The organism is Streptomyces sp. SID14436 (genome assembly GCF_010548465.1).
Taxonomy (GTDB): Bacteria; Actinomycetota; Actinomycetes; order Streptomycetales; family Streptomycetaceae; genus Streptomyces.
This window is the reverse complement of record NZ_JAAGMD010000027.1, coordinates 1-13,673: the sequence shown is the minus strand read 5'-3', so window position 1 is coordinate 13,673 and position 13,673 is coordinate 1. Positions and strand designations below refer to the sequence as shown.

Here is a 13,673-nt window from a genome sequence, read left to right as displayed (position 1 = left end):
GGTGTCCGCACCCGTATCCGGTACCGAGGCCGTCGCGGGAGCCGGCGGAGCCGCCCCCGCGGGAAGCGCACCGCCCAGTGATCCGGCGACGACGGCCACCGCGAGGGCGAGCGCCGTCCTCCCACGCCGCAGCTGCACAGGCTCCTCCTGCTCCGCTCCCCGGCCGTGCTCGCCGGCCGACGGCCCTGCCACGCACCACCCGCCCGGCCGCCGACCGCCCGGCCACCCGGGGACCGCCGCCACCGGGACCGCCAACGACCGCCGCCACCGGGACCGCCAACGACCGCCACGACCGTGACCATTTCGTTGCCGAGAAAGCCTGAGCCCACCATTCCGGTGGTGAGGGTGTCAACGAGGGTGGTCGATGTGCCGAGTTTGTCCGCCTCCCGGAGCGGGGTACGGAAACAAAATGTGAGCAGGAACACGTTGTGAGGGCAGTTGCGCCTGCCCTCGCCACCCCTGGGTAGGGGCTGCGAGACGACCCCCCCGACCCGGCCCCACCGGGACGGGCCGACACGACCACGCTCGACGAGGAGACCATCCGTGCCCGCACCCGCATACGTCCCCACCCCGCCCGCCGTCCTGTCCAAACCCGTGGCGGAGCCCTCCGCCGACACCACCGGCCCGGTCGACCCCTGGGACACCTGGGACCCCTGGGACGAAGACCCCTGCGTCTTCAGCGCCGAAGGCCCCTGCACCGAACTCCCCCTCACCAGCGAACCCCCGCTGCCCGACGCCGAACCCCTCACCAGCGAACCCCCCATCGCCGACACCGCCCCCCTCACCAGCGAGACCGACGGCTCACCCGACCCCTCCGGACTCGACGCCTTCCCGGCCCAGTACCGCCCGGAGCCCTAGTGGGCGCCCCCGGACCGGCCGAGCCCCCGTCCGAGGATCTAGCCCGGCTCGCCGCCCTGCACGGCGTCGCCACCTCCTACCGCCCCTCACCGGACCGCACGGTCACGGCCTCGGCGACCGCCGTCACCCTCGCCCTCGCCGCCCTCGGCGTCGACACCGGCACCCCCGACGCCGTCCGCGCCGCGCTCACCGCCCGTGAGGACGCCCTGCGGACCCGGCTCCTGCCCCCGACCGTCGTCGGCCGCGGCACCACCACCCCGCCCGCGCTCGCCGCCCTCCCCGAGGGCACCCGCCTGCACATCATCACCGAGGACGGCGAGACCCGCACCCACGCCGACGGCCTCCCGCCCGGCGTGCACCAGGTCACCGCCACCGCACCCGACGGCCGCACCGCCCGCTCCCACCTCATCGTCGCCCCGCCCCGGCTCCCCGCCCCGCCCGGCCGCACCCACGGGCTCCTGGTCCAGCTCTACTCCCTCCTCTCCCATCGCTCCTGGGGCATGGGCGACCTCGGCGACCTCCGCGCACTCGCCGACTGGGCCGGCCGCACCCTCGACGCCGGATTCATCCAGGTCAACCCGCTCCACGCGGCCGTCCCCGGCGCCCCCACCGACCCCAGCCCCTACCGCCCCTCCTCCCGCCGCTTCCCCGACCCCGTCCACCTGCGCGTCGAGGACATCCCCGAATACGCCCACGTCGAGGACCACGACCGGCTCCGCACCCTCCTCGACCGGGCCGCACAGCTGCGCGAGGCCGTCCTCCACAAGGACGCGCTCATCGACCGCGACGCCGTCTGGCACACCAAACGCGAAGCCCTCGAACTCGTCCGCCGCGTCCCCCTCGGCCCCGGCCGCCGCGCCGCCTACCGCGACTTCCTCGCCGCCCAGGGCCGCGCCCTGGAGGACCACGCCACCTGGTACGCCCTCGCCGAGCAGCACGGCCCCGACATGCAGCGCTGGCCCGCCGCCCTGCGCGACCCCCGCTCACCCGGGACCGACCGCGCCCGCCGCGAGCTCATGGACCGCGTCGACTTCCACACCTGGCTCGCCTGGCTCACCGACGAACAGCTCACCACCGCCCAGCGCACCGCCCGCGACGCCGGCATGCCCGTCGGCATCGTCCACGACCTCGCCGTCGGCGTGCACCCCGGCGGAGCCGACGCCTGGGCCCAGCAGGACCACTTCGCCACCGGCATGTCCGCCGGCGCACCCCCCGACGCCTTCAACGCCCGCGGCCAGGACTGGGGCCTGCCGCCCTGGCGCCCCGACCGCCTCGCCGCCTCCGGCTACGCCCCCTTCCGCGACCTCCTGCGCGCCCTCTTCCGCTACGCCGGCGCCCTGCGCATCGACCACGTCATGGGCCTCTTCCGCCTCTGGTGGGTCCCCGAGGGTCACCCGCCCACCGAGGGCACCTACGTCCACTACGACGCCGACGCCATGCTCGCCGTCCTCCTCCTGGAGGCCTCCCGCGCGGGCGCCACCGTCATCGGCGAGGACCTCGGCACCGTCGAACCCGGCGTCCGCGAGGAACTCCGCAGCCGCGGCGTCCTCGGCACCTCCGTCCTGTGGTTCGAACGCGACTGGGAGGGCGACGGCCACCCCCTGCCCCCCGACCGCTGGCGCGCCGACTGCCTCGCCACCGCCACCACCCACGACCTGCCGCCCACCGCCTCGCGCCTCACCGGCGACCACGTCGATCTCCGCGACCGCCTCGGCCTCCTCACCCGCCCCCTCACCGAGGAACGCGCCGAGGCCGACGCCGACGTCGCCGAATGGCTCGGCCTCCTCGCCCGCCTCGGCCTCCTCCACGACACGGCCGACGGCGACGACCCCTCCTCCGAGGAAGCCCGCATCCAGGCCCTGCACCGCTACCTCGTCCGCACCCCGGCCCGCATGATCGGCGTCTGGCTCCCCGACGGCATCGGCGACCGCCGCCCCCAGAACCTCCCCGGCACCTGGGACCAGTACCCCAACTGGCGCCTCCCCATCGCCGACGCGACCGGCCGCCCGGCCACCCTGGAAGACCTCACGTCCTCCCCCCGCCTGCGCGCCCTGATCGACGCCGTCCGCACGGACGTCGGCGCCGACACGGACGCCGGCGCCGACACGGACGCCGCCGCTGCCGACTCCGGCACCGACCCCGGCGAGCCCCGCCCATGACCCCGGCGCACACCGCCCCCACCGCCCCCACCTGCCCCGCAGCCCCGTATGGCACCCCGGGCGCGCGGCCCCGGAAGGCGTTCGCTACCTTTTGCACCGTGGACAAGAAGAACGCCCTGCGCGCCGGCGCCCTGGCAGCCGGTACGACGCTGATGATGCTGCTCATGACGTCCCCCGCGCTCGCGCTCACCCGCGACGACGGTGACGACCCCGGCACGGGCCTGAGCGTCATCGAGACGCTGGGCCTCTACGTCGCCGCCCCGATCGTGCTCTTCCTCGTCATCGCCGGCCTGGTGATGGTCCTGGACAAGTCGCACAAGCAGAAGGACGTGACGACCTCCAACATCGACACCAAGACGCAGGCCGAAGCCAAGGCCTGACGGTCTGGCCGGCCGGCTGCTGTCCCGGGGCGCCGCCTCGGGGGTGGCCTGTGACTTCCGGGGCGCCGCTCCCGCCTGAGGGTGGGGAGCGGCGCCTTCCGGCGTTCTGCGTGGCCGCACCGACGAGAAGGCGGTGCACGGGTCGGTACCTGACGTAGGTGTGCTTGCCCGGTCCGCGATACGCCGTCAGTGTCCGTCAGGTCCCGCTGAGGGCTCCGCGTCCGCCGCCGGGACCCACCGCATGTGCCATACGGGCGGGGCCTCCTGACGCTCGACGTGCCGGCTGACGTGGAAACCGTGACGCTCGTAGAGGCGCACGTTCCGCTCGTCGGAGGTCTCCAGGCGCACCGCCGCCGCGCCTCGTTCCGTCGCAAGGCGCAGGGAACGGGCGATGAGGGCACTTCCCACTCCCCGGCCACGAGCCTCGGCCCGGACACCGAGCGTTTCGAGCGTCCAGGTTTCCTCACCCGCGGCCTCGGTGGCCGCTGAACCGAGCCGTTCGACGCGGTCACCATGCAGTTCGACGATCCGTGCCACGACGTCCGCCGCGGGAGCGGGGGCGTCCGACGGCAGTAGGGCGATCACCCCGTCGTGGTCACCGGAGACGACGAGGATCCCGTGTTCCAGCGCGTGGGCGAGGTAGAGGCGCTGCAGGCCGCGCAGCCGCGCCGCGTAGTCCTCCTCCGGGACGACGTAGCGGGTCCAGGGATAGTCGTGGAAGGCGGCAGCGAGGACATCGGCCGCGGGCTCGAGGTCGTCGGGCGTCGCGAGGCGGGGGACGGGGGTCATGTCGTGGTCCTTCGTTCGGACTTTGGCGGGGTGACACCGTCGGCGCCGGAGTCGACGATGGCCTGCAGCGTGGTCAGGTGGCGCGCGAATGCCTCGCGCCCGGCCGCTGTGATGCCGATCCAGGTGCGGGTGCGGCGGCCCGCGGCCTCCTTGCGCACCGTGACGAGCCCGGCGTCGGCCAGCACGGTCAGGGTCTGGGAGAGCGTGGAGTCACTGACTTCCAACAGGTCGGCGAGGAAACGGAAGTCGACGTCTTCGAGATTCCGCAGCGCCGCCAGCAGGGAGAACCTGACCGGCGAATGGATGAGCGCGTCGAGGCTCTTGCGGGGGTGGCTCATCGCCGGGAACTCGCGAACAGGCATGCCCCGATCGGGCTGACGGCGATGAGACCGGCGAGCGCCCACCACCACGGTGACGTCGCTCCGACGAGCTGAAGGGCTGGATCGAGCATCAGGGTGTAGAGCGTCCACCAGGTCGCGACGGCGATCCCCACGTTCCTCAGACCGTGTCGGGGTGCCGACACCCGGTGGCGCAGCGCGGTCGTCCACACCGCGACCGAGCCGAGCACGAGCACGGCGAAGGCCGGCCAGTAGGACAGGTGGAAGACATCGACCGCGCAGGTGAACCCGAGCGCGAGCCCCGCCTGCGCGACCACGAATGCCGGGAACCAGCGGGTCGCGCGACGTGCCTCGGCGGCGGCCTTGTCCCCGGCGGCCAGACACGCTGCGGCCTCCACGACGGAGATTGAGTTTCCGGTCATGCATCTACTTTATGAATCATAAAGTGAGCACGTCAAACCGCTGACCGGTCCAGTTCTCGCAGCGAGCGCGGGCTCAGCGCTGGCGCAATCCGTGAGCACTCGAGGTCGACGTGCTCACGGGTTTCAGAGTGGTTGGCGTGATGGCACTGAAGGGCTCCGCTCAAGCGGCCCCCAACTCGCACCACACGAGCTTCCCCCGGCTGCCCTCCCTCGACAGTGGCTGCCAGCCCCACACGTCGGCGCACGCCCGCACCAGGGCCAGTCCCCTGCCGCCCTCCCGGTCCAGGGGCGGGGTGAAGGGCTGGGGAGGTTCGGGCGGGGAGGGGTCCGCGTCCCAGGCTCCGATCCGCAGGACGCCGGTCCCCGACCAGTGCACCCGCAGCGCGGCGGGTCCCTTCGTGTGGCGAACGGCGTTGGAGACCAGCTCGGTCGCCAGCAGCTCGGCGACGTCCACGAGGCGGATCAGGCCGTGCACGGTGAGGATCAGGCGGAGGGTGCGGCGGCTGACGGTGACGGCGCGTGGGTCGCTGGGGATGGACAGCGTGTAGTCCCAGGGCTCGGTTTCGAGCATGCGAACTCCTTCTCGGGCTGAGACGACGGTGTGGGCAGCGGTGTCATTGCCGCTTCGCACGGCACGGCGGAGCAGTGCACTTCCGCGGCCCCGCAGAACGCGCTGTGTGCTCGATCTGTCACCGACCGTAGGTCTAAATCTTCATGTCGAGCAAGAGGGTTCGCGTAATGTGACCCCGAACGAGTAGTTCAGGTCGACGCATTGGGGAAGCAGACGATGGCTCTGAGGCGCGAGCCGACAGCGCGCCAGCTGCGGCTGGCAACCGAGCTGCGTCGCCTCCGTGTTGCGGCCGGCCTCACAGCCCGTCAGGCAGCAGCCGAGCTCGGAGTCAGTCCCGTTCAGATCAGCCACATCGAATCGGCGCTGGCCGGAGTGAGCGAAGAGCGTCTGCGGCGGATGGCCGCCAACTACGCCTGCGCGGACGGCGACTTGATCGATGCGCTCGCGGCGATGGCCACCGAGCGGGTACATGGTTGGTGGGAGGACTTCAGAGGACTCCTGCCAGCTTCCTACCTCGACCTCGCGGAGCTGGAGCACCATGCGAGATTCCGAGGCGACGTCGCCGTGATGCACGTGCCCGGGCTCTTCCAGACGGAGCAGTACGCGCAGGCCCTCTTCGCCTACATGAGCCCCGAGCTGTCCGACGCGGAAGTGGCGCGTCGAGTGAGCCACAGAATGCGGCGGAAGGTCGTTATCGAGGGGGCCGACCCGATCCCCTACGAGACGGTGATCCACGAAGCGGCGCTCCGGATCAGGGTCACGGGACGTGCGGACAGCCGGGCCCAGTTGACGCGCATCCTGGAGATGTCCGAGGCCGACCACGTCACGGTGAGGGTCATCCCCTTCGAGTTGGACGGCTTCGCGGGTGCGGGCAGCACGATGGTGCACCTGGGCGGACCGGTACCACGCCTCGACACGGTGGTCCGGGACGCGCCCCACGGCACGGCCTTCATCGACTCGGTAGAGGAGCTGGCCCACTTCAGGAAGCTCTTCCATAGAGTGAGGGAGAGGTCGCTGTCACCGGAACGGTCGCGCGACCTCATCCACCAGGTGGCCAAGCAGATGTGAGGATCCGATGACCGAGCCCACGCGTTGGCGCAAGGCGTCCTTCTCGGGTGGAGGAGAGGGGAACGACTGCGTGGAGATAGCCGAGGCGGCAGGCCGGCGCATAGCCATTCGCGATTCCAAGTACCCGGCCCGTGCCACCCTCTCCGTCCCCGCCCCCGCCTTCGCCGCGTTCGTGGGTGGACTGAAGGGGGAACGCGAAGGGCGCCCGGCATAGAGCCGGGCGCCCCAGGGAAACGTACGCCGGAGGCTACGCCCCCGCTGCTGCCGCGTCCGCGGACTGGGCGCGGAGGGCGCGTTCGACGCCGGCTCGGGATTCCGAGACCAGGCGGCGCAGGGCGGCGCTCGGGTTGGCGGAGGAGAGCCAGGCGTCCGTGCGGTCGAGGGTGTCGCGGGAGACCTGGACGGCCGGGTAGAGGCCGACGGCGATCTGCTGGGCCATCTCGTGCGAGCGGGAGTCCCACACGTCCGCGAGGACCTCGAAGTAGCGCTCGGTGTACGGCGCCAGCAGTTCCCGCTGGTCGGTCTGGACGAAGCCGGCGATGACGGCTTCCTGGACGGCGTTCGGCAGCTTGTCGGAGTCGACGACCGAGGACCAGGCCTCCGCCTTGGCCTCCTCCGTGGGGCGGCCCGCGCGGGCGGTGGCGGCGTGGCGTTCGCCCGCGGCGGTGCGGTCGCGCTCGTACTCGCCGGCGATCTCCGTCTCGTCGTAGCGGCCGACCGCGGCCAGCCGCTGGACGAAGGTCCAGCGCAGCTCGGTGTCGACGGCGAGGCCCTCGACGGTCTGCTCGCCGGTGAGCAGGGCCTCCAGGAGGTCGAGCTGCTCCGGGGTGCGGGCGGTGGCGGCGAAGGCGCGGGCCCAGGCGAGCTGGTGGTCGCTGCCGGGGGCGGCGGCACGCAGCTGGGCGAGGGTGGCGTCGGTCCAGCGGCCCAGCAGGGGTTCGCGGGCGGCCGGGTCGGCGTACAGGTCGATGGCCAGCTTGACCTGGCGGTGCAGGGACTGCACGACACCGATGTCGGACTCCTTGCCGATGCCCGACAGGACCAGGGAGAGGTAGTCGCGGGCGGCGAGTTCCGCGTCGCGGGTCATGTCCCAGGCGGAGGCCCAGCACAGGGCGCGGGGCAGGGACGCCTCGAAGTCGCCGAGGTGCTCGGTGACGAAGGCGAGGGACTGCTCGTCGAGGCGGACCTTGGCGTAGGAGAGGTCGTCGTCGTTGAGGAGGACGACGGCCGGGCGCCGCTTCCCGGTGAGCTGCGGGACCTGGGTGAGTTCGCCGTCGACGTCGAGTTCGACGCGCTCGGTGCGCACCAGCTTGCCGGACGCGTCGTCGAGGTCGTAGAGGCCGACGGCGATGCGGTGCGGGCGCAGGGTGGGCTCGCCCTTGGCGCCGGCCGGGAGGGCGGGGGCCTCCTGCTGGACGGCGAAGGAGGTGATGAGGCCGTCGGCGTCGGTCTCGATGCGCGGGCGCAGGATGTTGATGCCGGCCGTCTCCAGCCACTTGCGCGACCAGGTCTTCAGATCGCGGCCGGAGGTCTCCTCCAGGGCGCCCAGCAGGTCGGACAGGCGGGTGTTGCCGTAGGCGTGCCGCTTGAAGTAGGCCTGCACGCCGCGGAAGAAGGCGTCCTCGCCGACGTAGGCGACGAGCTGCTTGAGGACGGAGGCGCCCTTGGCGTACGTGATGCCGTCGAAGTTGACCAGCACGTCGTCCAGGTCGCTGATGTCGGCCATGATCGGGTGCGTGGACGGCAGCTGGTCCTGGCGGTAGGCCCAGGTCTTCATGGAGTTGGCGAAGGTGGTCCACGAGTGGGGCCAGCGCGAGCCGGGCGCCGCGGCCTGGCAGGCGATGGAGGTGTAGGTGGCGAACGACTCGTTCAGCCACAGGTCGTTCCACCACTCCATGGTGACGAGGTCGCCGAACCACATGTGGGCCAGCTCGTGCAGGATGGTCTCGGCCCGCACCTCGTACGCCGCGTCCGTCACCTTGGAGCGGAAGACGTACTGGTCGCGGATGGTGACCGCGCCCGCGTTCTCCATGGCGCCCGCGTTGAACTCCGGGACGAACAGCTGGTCGTACTTCTCGAAGGGGTAGGCGTAGTCGAACTTCTCCTGGAACCAGTCGAAGCCCTGTCGGGTGACCTCGAAGATGGCGTCGGCGTCGAGGTACTCGGCGAGCGAGGGCCGGCAGTAGATGCCGAGCGGGACGGACTGGCCGTCCTTCTCGTAGACGCTGTGGACGCTGTGGTACGGGCCGACGATCAGCGCGGTGATGTACGTGGAGATGCGCGGCGTCGGGTCGAACGTCCACACGTTGTCCCGGGGTTCGGGCGTCGGGGAGTTCGAGATGACGGTCCAGCCCTCCGGCGCCTTCACGGTGAACTGGAAGGTCGCCTTGAGGTCGGGCTGTTCGAAGCTGGCGAAGACGCGGCGGGCGTCGGGCACCTCGAACTGGGTGTACAGGTAGGCCTGGTTGTCGACGGGGTCGACGAACCGGTGCAGGCCCTCACCGGTGTTGGTGTAGGCGCAGTCGGCGCTCACCCGCAGGATGTTGCGGCCCTTGAGCAGGCGGGGCAGGGTGATGCGGGAGTCCGCGAAGACCTCGGCCGGGTCGAGGGAGTCCCCGTTCAGGGTGACCTCGTGCACGGTGGGGGCCACCAGGTCGATGAAGGACTGCGCGCCGTCGCCGTGCTCGGCGACGTCGAAGCGCACCGTGGTCACGGACCTGTAGGTGCCGCCCTCTTGCGCGCCGGAGAGATCGAGGTCGATCTCGTAGGAGTCAACGGTCAGCAGCTCCGCCCGCTGCCGTGCCTCTTCGCGAGTCAGGTTTGTGCCAGGCACGCGGTCATCTCCTCGTGATGTGTGGGTTGCGCCATCCTTCCACGGGACCTGCGGTAACGCGATGTCCGTTTACCGCCGGTGGCGCGCTGCGCCGGGCGGGACGCTGGGGTGCATGACGACCTCCACGACAGCCCGTGCCGCACGTCCCGTTCCCGCTTCCGTGCTGAAGGAACTCCGCAGGGTGGACGACGCCGGCCGCCCGCCGGTTCCGTTCACCGACGAGGAGGGCGGCGCCCCGCTGCGCTGCTGCCTGCGCCACAGCCGGCCCGGCGAGTCGATCGCCCTCGTCTCGTACGCGCCCCTGCGGCGGTGGGCGGCCGCCACGGGCGCCGATCCGGGGGCGTACGACGAGCAGGGGCCGGTGTTCGTGCACGCCGGGGAGTGCGCAGGGCCCGAGGACGGCGTGGGGCTGCCCTTCACGCGGGCGCCGCGCACCGTGCGCCGGTATTCGGCCGCGGGGCGCATCGTGGGCGGGCGGCTGGTCGGGGCGCAGGACGACTTCGAGCCCGCGCTCGCGGAGGCGTTCGCGGACCCGGACGTGGCGCTGGTGCACGTGCGGGCCGTGGAGTACGGCTGCTTCCTGTACGAGGTGCGGCGGGAGGACTACGAGGCGCAGGCGGGTCCTGGGCGCCGCCGGGGATGAGTCACGGACCGGGGCCGGGAGGCGGTGGCCCGGTCACGGACCGGGGGCCGGGAAGCGGGGGCCGGGTCACGGTCCGGCGGGCGGTGGCTCCGGTGCTTCCGGTGGCGCCGGGCGGTCGGCGTGGGTGACGCGGATCTTGGACTGGCCGTGCGGGAGGCGTTCCCAGTCCTCCATGAGGCGGGCCGCGAGCCCGTACCGGGCGGCCAGGCCGGTCAGGGTCTCGGTCCGGTAGTAGAAGTCCTCCCGCAGCACGTGGTGCTCCTCGCCCTCGGTGCGGTCGAAGGTGAAGTCGAACCAGCCGCCCGGCGCGAGCACCCGCCCGACGTTCGCCAGGCACTGCTCGATGACCGGCAGCGGGGAGTGCGAGAAGACGCTGTGGGCGTGCACGACGTCGAAGTGCGCCGGGGGCAGGAAGCGCAGGGTGAGGTCGCGGACCGGGGTGAGGATGGGCAGCCGGTCCTGGAGGCCGTGGGCGACCAGGGTGTCCTGGGCGGCGAAGAGGATGTCGGGGGAGATGTCGATGCCGTAGTAGTGGCCGGGGTGCAGGTGGCCGATGAAGTGGCGGCCGGCCCGCAGGTTGCCGCAGCCGATCTCCAGCATCCGGTGCTCGGGGCGCAGCCCGTGGTCCACCAGGTAGTCGAACTGCATCCTGCCCAGGGCGTTCCAGCGCTCCCGGCTCCGGCTGCCCACCGCGGCGTCGGGGTTCCGGCGGGTGTCGGAGCGCATCACGGCCCGGTAGTAGGCGATGTGGTCGGGGGAGCGGTACCGCAGCCAGGCGTCGCGGGCGGCGCGGCGCAGGTGCCGGGGTATTCGGTCGGGGTGCCGCAGCGCGTAGGAGAGGCGGTGGGCCAGGGCGGCGCGGTTGGCCTGGAGGTTCTTCGCGGTCGGCATGGCGGTGCTCGTCTCCGTCGGGGCGGTGCCCGGCGGCTCTGGGGCCTGCCGGGCAGGGCGCACTCCTCGCACGTGACGGTACGGCGCCGGGCCGGGGCGGACCCTGCCGATGTCTGCTGATCGGATGACGCGCCGGGGCGGACGCGACCGGCCCCGGGGCGGCGTGCAGCGCCCTGGTCAGGAGGCGAGGTGTCCGTCCGTGGGGCTGCTTGGGGCCCCGGACGACGGCGGCGGGCGCGCCCCCGAGGGGACGCGCCCGCCGCTCACGCCGGTGCGGGGCTCAGCCCTTCAGCTCGGCCGCCACCAGCTCCGCGATCTGCACCGCGTTGAGCGCGGCGCCCTTGCGGAGGTTGTCGTTGGAGACGAACAGCGCCAGGCCGTTGTCCACCGTCTCGTCGCGGCGGATCCGGCCGACGTACGACGGGTCCTGACCGGCCGCCTCGAGCGGCGTCGGGATGTCGCTGAGGACGACACCGGGCGCCTCGGCCAGCAGCTCGGCCGCGCGCTCGGGGCTGATCGGGCGGGCGAAGCGGGCGTTGATCTGCAGCGAGTGACCGGAGAACACCGGGACGCGGACGCAGGTCCCGGAGACCTTCAGTTCCGGGATGTCCAGGATCTTGCGGGACTCGTTGCGGAGCTTCTGCTCCTCGTCGGTCTCGTTCAGGCCGTCGTCGACGATGCTGCCGGCGAGGGGCACCACGTTGAAGGCGATGGGGCGCTGGTAGACGGACGGCTCGGGGAAGTCGACCGCCGAACCGCCGTGGGCCAGCTTGTCGGCCTCGTCGATCACCTTCTGCGCCTGGCCGTGCAGCTCGGCGACGCCCGCGACACCGGAACCGGACACCGCCTGGTAGGTGGCGACGACCAGGGCCTCCAGGCCCGCCTCCGCGTGCAGCGGACGCAGGACGGGCATCGCGGCCATCGTGGTGCAGTTCGGGTTGGCGATGATGCCCTTGGGACGGTCGGCGATCGCCTGCGGGTTCACCTCGGAGACGACCAGCGGGACCTCGGGGTCCTTGCGCCAGGCCGAGGAGTTGTCGATCACCACGGCGCCCTGCGCGGCGACCTTCTCGGCCAGCGCCTTCGAGGTCGCGCCGCCCGCCGAGAACAGCACGATGTCCAGGCCGGAGTAGTCGGCGGTGGACGCGTCCTCCACCGTCACGCCGTCCAGCTCCGTGCCCGCCGAGCGCGCCGACGCGAACAGGCGCAGCTCGGTGACCGGGAAGTCGCGCTCCTTGAGGATCCCGCGCATGACCGTGCCCACCTGACCGGTGGCTCCGACGATTCCGACCCTCACGACGACTCCCTACTGCGTCCTGTACGTACCTGAATGCCTGGCCGAGGCTCTTCCATCATGCGGCCGACCACGGTCCGGCTGTCCAATTCTTTGCCCGGTCTGCCCGCGTACTGGGACACGAACGGCACGGACGCCGGTCGGGGACCGGCTGCGGACCTTCGGCCACCACCCCCGTGAACTGCAGGAATTCAGCCACCGGAGGTCATGGACCGCAAGGTCCCCTGCCCAGCCCGGTCCGGCCCACACGAAGGTGTGACGTACGCCTCGACGGGGTGTGACGTACGCCTCGCCCGGCGTCACGCCGGCCGGGCGAACGTTCCGGGCGGCAGCGGCGTCGTAGAGGGGACAGCGTGAGGGGGTGGGGGCAGTGCTGCGCACAGGGGCCCGGCGCGGGCGGGGGACGCACCCCGCCGCGGGCGACGACCCGCTGGACGCCGCGCAGGAGCGCCGGGTGCGGGCGGTGCTCGCGCTGGGCGGGGTGCCGCAGGCGGACCTGCCGGACGGGGTGCAGCAGGTCCGCCTGCGGCTGCTGGAACGGGCCGCGAGCGGACGGGAGGCGCCGCGGGACGTGTCGGCGTGGGCGGCGGTGGTCGCTTCCAACCTCGCCATGGACTGGCACCGGGCCAAGCGCCGCCAGGAACGCCTCGGCGAACGCCTGGCCGCGCTGCGCCCGGCGGAAGCGCCCTCCGGTGAGGAGAACAGCCTGCTCTCCCTCGCCGTCGCCCGCGGCCTGGACGCGCTGACCGACGCCCAGCGCCAGGTCGTCGTGCTGCGCTTCTACGCGGACCTGCCGGTGCGGTCGATCGCCGACCAGCTCGGCGTACCCGAGGGCACGGTCAAGAGCAGGCTGCACACGGCGGTACGGGCCCTGCGCGCCCGCCTGCACGAGGACGAGGTGGTGTGACATGGCCGCCCACGACGACGACCGCACCCGTGACGACGAACGCATGCCGGAGGACGAGCGGACCTACGGTGACGACCGCGCCCACGGCGTCGACCGCGCCCACGACGACGGCGGCACGCCGGACGACGGCCGCACCCGTGACGACGAACGGATGCCGGAGGACGAGCGGACCCACGACGACGGCCGCACGCACGGCGTCGACCGCGCCCACGACAACGGCGGCACGCCGGACGACGACCGCACCCGTGACGACGAACGGGTGCCGGAGCACGAGCGCCCCCACGGCGTCGACCGCGCCCACGACGACGGCGGCACGCCGGACGACGGCCGCCCCCACGGCGTCGACCGCGCCCACGACGACGGCGGCACGCCGGACGACGGCCGCCCCCACGGCGTCGACCGCGCCCACGACGACGGCGGCACGCCGGACGACGGCCGCACCCGTGACGACGAACGGATGCCGGAGGACGAGCGGACCCACGACGACGGCCGCACGCACGGCGTCGACCGCGCCCACGAC

General features: G+C 72.6%; 14 protein-coding genes and 1 pseudogene. 8 read left to right on the top strand and 7 right to left on the bottom strand.

Annotation, left to right across the window (positions count from 1 at the left end; translation table 11 throughout):
- The first annotated feature begins 543 nt into the window (after nucleotides 1-543).
- The 3 genes from G3I53_RS01245 to G3I53_RS01235 all read left to right on the top strand — a co-directional run bounded on the left by G3I53_RS01245 (nucleotide 544) and on the right by G3I53_RS01235 (nucleotide 3,397).
- Nucleotides 544-858 (top strand): hypothetical protein, encoded by a 315-nt coding sequence (locus G3I53_RS01245; protein WP_164332511.1) that lies wholly within the window; start codon nucleotides 544-546, stop codon nucleotides 856-858.
- The gene (gene malQ, locus G3I53_RS01240; RefSeq protein WP_164332510.1) at nucleotides 858-3,017 is read left to right on the top strand and encodes a 4-alpha-glucanotransferase; all 2,160 of its coding nucleotides are present in this window, start codon (nucleotides 858-860) and stop codon (nucleotides 3,015-3,017) included. The genes G3I53_RS01245 and malQ overlap by 1 nt, the downstream gene beginning before the upstream one ends.
- Nucleotides 3,018-3,115: 98 nt before the next feature.
- Complete coding sequence (locus tag G3I53_RS01235) at nucleotides 3,116-3,397, top strand: hypothetical protein (protein ID WP_164332509.1); 282 nt, start codon at nucleotides 3,116-3,118, stop codon at nucleotides 3,395-3,397.
- Nucleotides 3,398-3,583: 186 nt separating this feature from the next.
- Here the strand turns inward: G3I53_RS01235 and G3I53_RS01230 are convergent, their stop codons facing one another.
- From G3I53_RS01230 to G3I53_RS01215, 4 genes are all read right to left on the bottom strand, one after another.
- Nucleotides 3,584-4,186 (bottom strand): GNAT family N-acetyltransferase, encoded by a 603-nt coding sequence (locus G3I53_RS01230; RefSeq protein WP_164332508.1) that lies wholly within the window; start codon nucleotides 4,184-4,186, stop codon nucleotides 3,584-3,586.
- Nucleotides 4,183-4,548 (bottom strand): transcriptional regulator, encoded by a 366-nt coding sequence (locus G3I53_RS01225; protein ID WP_203591430.1) that lies wholly within the window; start codon nucleotides 4,546-4,548, stop codon nucleotides 4,183-4,185. The genes G3I53_RS01230 and G3I53_RS01225 overlap by 4 nt, the downstream gene beginning before the upstream one ends.
- Nucleotides 4,521-4,946, bottom strand: coding sequence for a hypothetical protein (locus G3I53_RS01220; protein ID WP_164332507.1), 426 nt, complete (start codon nucleotides 4,944-4,946; stop codon nucleotides 4,521-4,523). Before G3I53_RS01220 ends, G3I53_RS01225 begins: the two co-directional genes overlap by 28 nt.
- A gap of 160 nt (nucleotides 4,947-5,106) precedes the next feature.
- Nucleotides 5,107-5,517: an ATP-binding protein gene (locus tag G3I53_RS01215; protein ID WP_164332506.1), complete on the bottom strand. Its 411-nt coding sequence runs from the start codon at nucleotides 5,515-5,517 to the stop codon at nucleotides 5,107-5,109.
- Nucleotides 5,518-5,733: 216 nt separating this feature from the next.
- Here G3I53_RS01215 and G3I53_RS01210 point away from each other — a divergent pair, with 216 nt between their 5' ends.
- Both G3I53_RS01210 and G3I53_RS01205 read left to right on the top strand, forming a co-directional pair.
- The gene (locus G3I53_RS01210) at nucleotides 5,734-6,585 is read left to right on the top strand and encodes a helix-turn-helix transcriptional regulator (RefSeq protein ID WP_164332505.1); all 852 of its coding nucleotides are present in this window, start codon (nucleotides 5,734-5,736) and stop codon (nucleotides 6,583-6,585) included.
- A gap of 7 nt (nucleotides 6,586-6,592) precedes the next feature.
- Nucleotides 6,593-6,799: a DUF397 domain-containing protein gene (locus G3I53_RS01205; RefSeq protein ID WP_164332504.1), complete on the top strand. Its 207-nt coding sequence runs from the start codon at nucleotides 6,593-6,595 to the stop codon at nucleotides 6,797-6,799.
- Between the two features lie 33 nt (nucleotides 6,800-6,832).
- On the opposite strand, the gene pepN is transcribed toward G3I53_RS01205, so the two are convergent.
- The gene (gene pepN, locus G3I53_RS01200) at nucleotides 6,833-9,418 is read right to left on the bottom strand and encodes an aminopeptidase N (RefSeq protein ID WP_164332503.1); all 2,586 of its coding nucleotides are present in this window, start codon (nucleotides 9,416-9,418) and stop codon (nucleotides 6,833-6,835) included.
- Between the two features lie 112 nt (nucleotides 9,419-9,530).
- On the opposite strand from pepN, the gene G3I53_RS01195 reads away from it, so the two are divergent.
- Complete coding sequence (locus tag G3I53_RS01195) at nucleotides 9,531-10,061, top strand: DUF1203 domain-containing protein (RefSeq protein ID WP_164332502.1); 531 nt, start codon at nucleotides 9,531-9,533, stop codon at nucleotides 10,059-10,061.
- 66 nt (nucleotides 10,062-10,127) lie between these two features.
- Here G3I53_RS01195 and G3I53_RS01190 read toward each other — a convergent pair whose 3' ends face one another.
- Entirely contained in the window at nucleotides 10,128-10,952 is an 825-nt protein-coding gene (locus G3I53_RS01190) for a class I SAM-dependent methyltransferase (protein ID WP_164332501.1), read from the bottom strand.
- A 280-nt stretch (nucleotides 10,953-11,232) separates the two neighbouring features.
- The gene (locus G3I53_RS01185) at nucleotides 11,233-12,249 is read right to left on the bottom strand and encodes an aspartate-semialdehyde dehydrogenase (protein WP_164332500.1); all 1,017 of its coding nucleotides are present in this window, start codon (nucleotides 12,247-12,249) and stop codon (nucleotides 11,233-11,235) included.
- A 367-nt stretch (nucleotides 12,250-12,616) separates the two neighbouring features.
- Between G3I53_RS01185 and G3I53_RS01180 the strand changes: the two genes are divergently transcribed.
- Together G3I53_RS01180 and G3I53_RS01175 are read left to right on the top strand one after the other, a co-directional pair.
- Nucleotides 12,617-13,153 (top strand): sigma-70 family RNA polymerase sigma factor, encoded by a 537-nt coding sequence (locus G3I53_RS01180; RefSeq protein WP_164437936.1) that lies wholly within the window; start codon nucleotides 12,617-12,619, stop codon nucleotides 13,151-13,153.
- Between the two features lies 1 nt (nucleotide 13,154).
- Nucleotides 13,155-13,673 (top strand): annotated as a pseudogene (locus tag G3I53_RS01175) (hypothetical protein); the annotation flags it as partial.

What these genes read in the sequence shown, in the direction of transcription:
- G3I53_RS01225 (WP_203591430.1), bottom strand. Translation starts at nt 4,548, where the DNA reads ATGCCTGTTCGCGAGTTCCCGGCGATGAGCCACCCCCGCAAGAGCCTC.
- G3I53_RS01230 (WP_164332508.1), bottom strand. Translation starts at nt 4,186, where the DNA reads ATGACCCCCGTCCCCCGCCTCGCGACGCCCGACGACCTCGAGCCCGCG.
- G3I53_RS01215 (WP_164332506.1), bottom strand. Translation starts at nt 5,517, where the DNA reads ATGCTCGAAACCGAGCCCTGGGACTACACGCTGTCCATCCCCAGCGAC.
- G3I53_RS01210 (WP_164332505.1), top strand. Translation starts at nt 5,734, where the DNA reads ATGGCTCTGAGGCGCGAGCCGACAGCGCGCCAGCTGCGGCTGGCAACC.
- G3I53_RS01190 (WP_164332501.1), bottom strand. Translation starts at nt 10,952, where the DNA reads ATGCCGACCGCGAAGAACCTCCAGGCCAACCGCGCCGCCCTGGCCCAC.
- G3I53_RS01195 (WP_164332502.1), top strand. Translation starts at nt 9,531, where the DNA reads ATGACGACCTCCACGACAGCCCGTGCCGCACGTCCCGTTCCCGCTTCC.
- G3I53_RS01220 (WP_164332507.1), bottom strand. Translation starts at nt 4,946, where the DNA reads ATGACCGGAAACTCAATCTCCGTCGTGGAGGCCGCAGCGTGTCTGGCC.
- G3I53_RS01205 (WP_164332504.1), top strand. Translation starts at nt 6,593, where the DNA reads ATGACCGAGCCCACGCGTTGGCGCAAGGCGTCCTTCTCGGGTGGAGGA.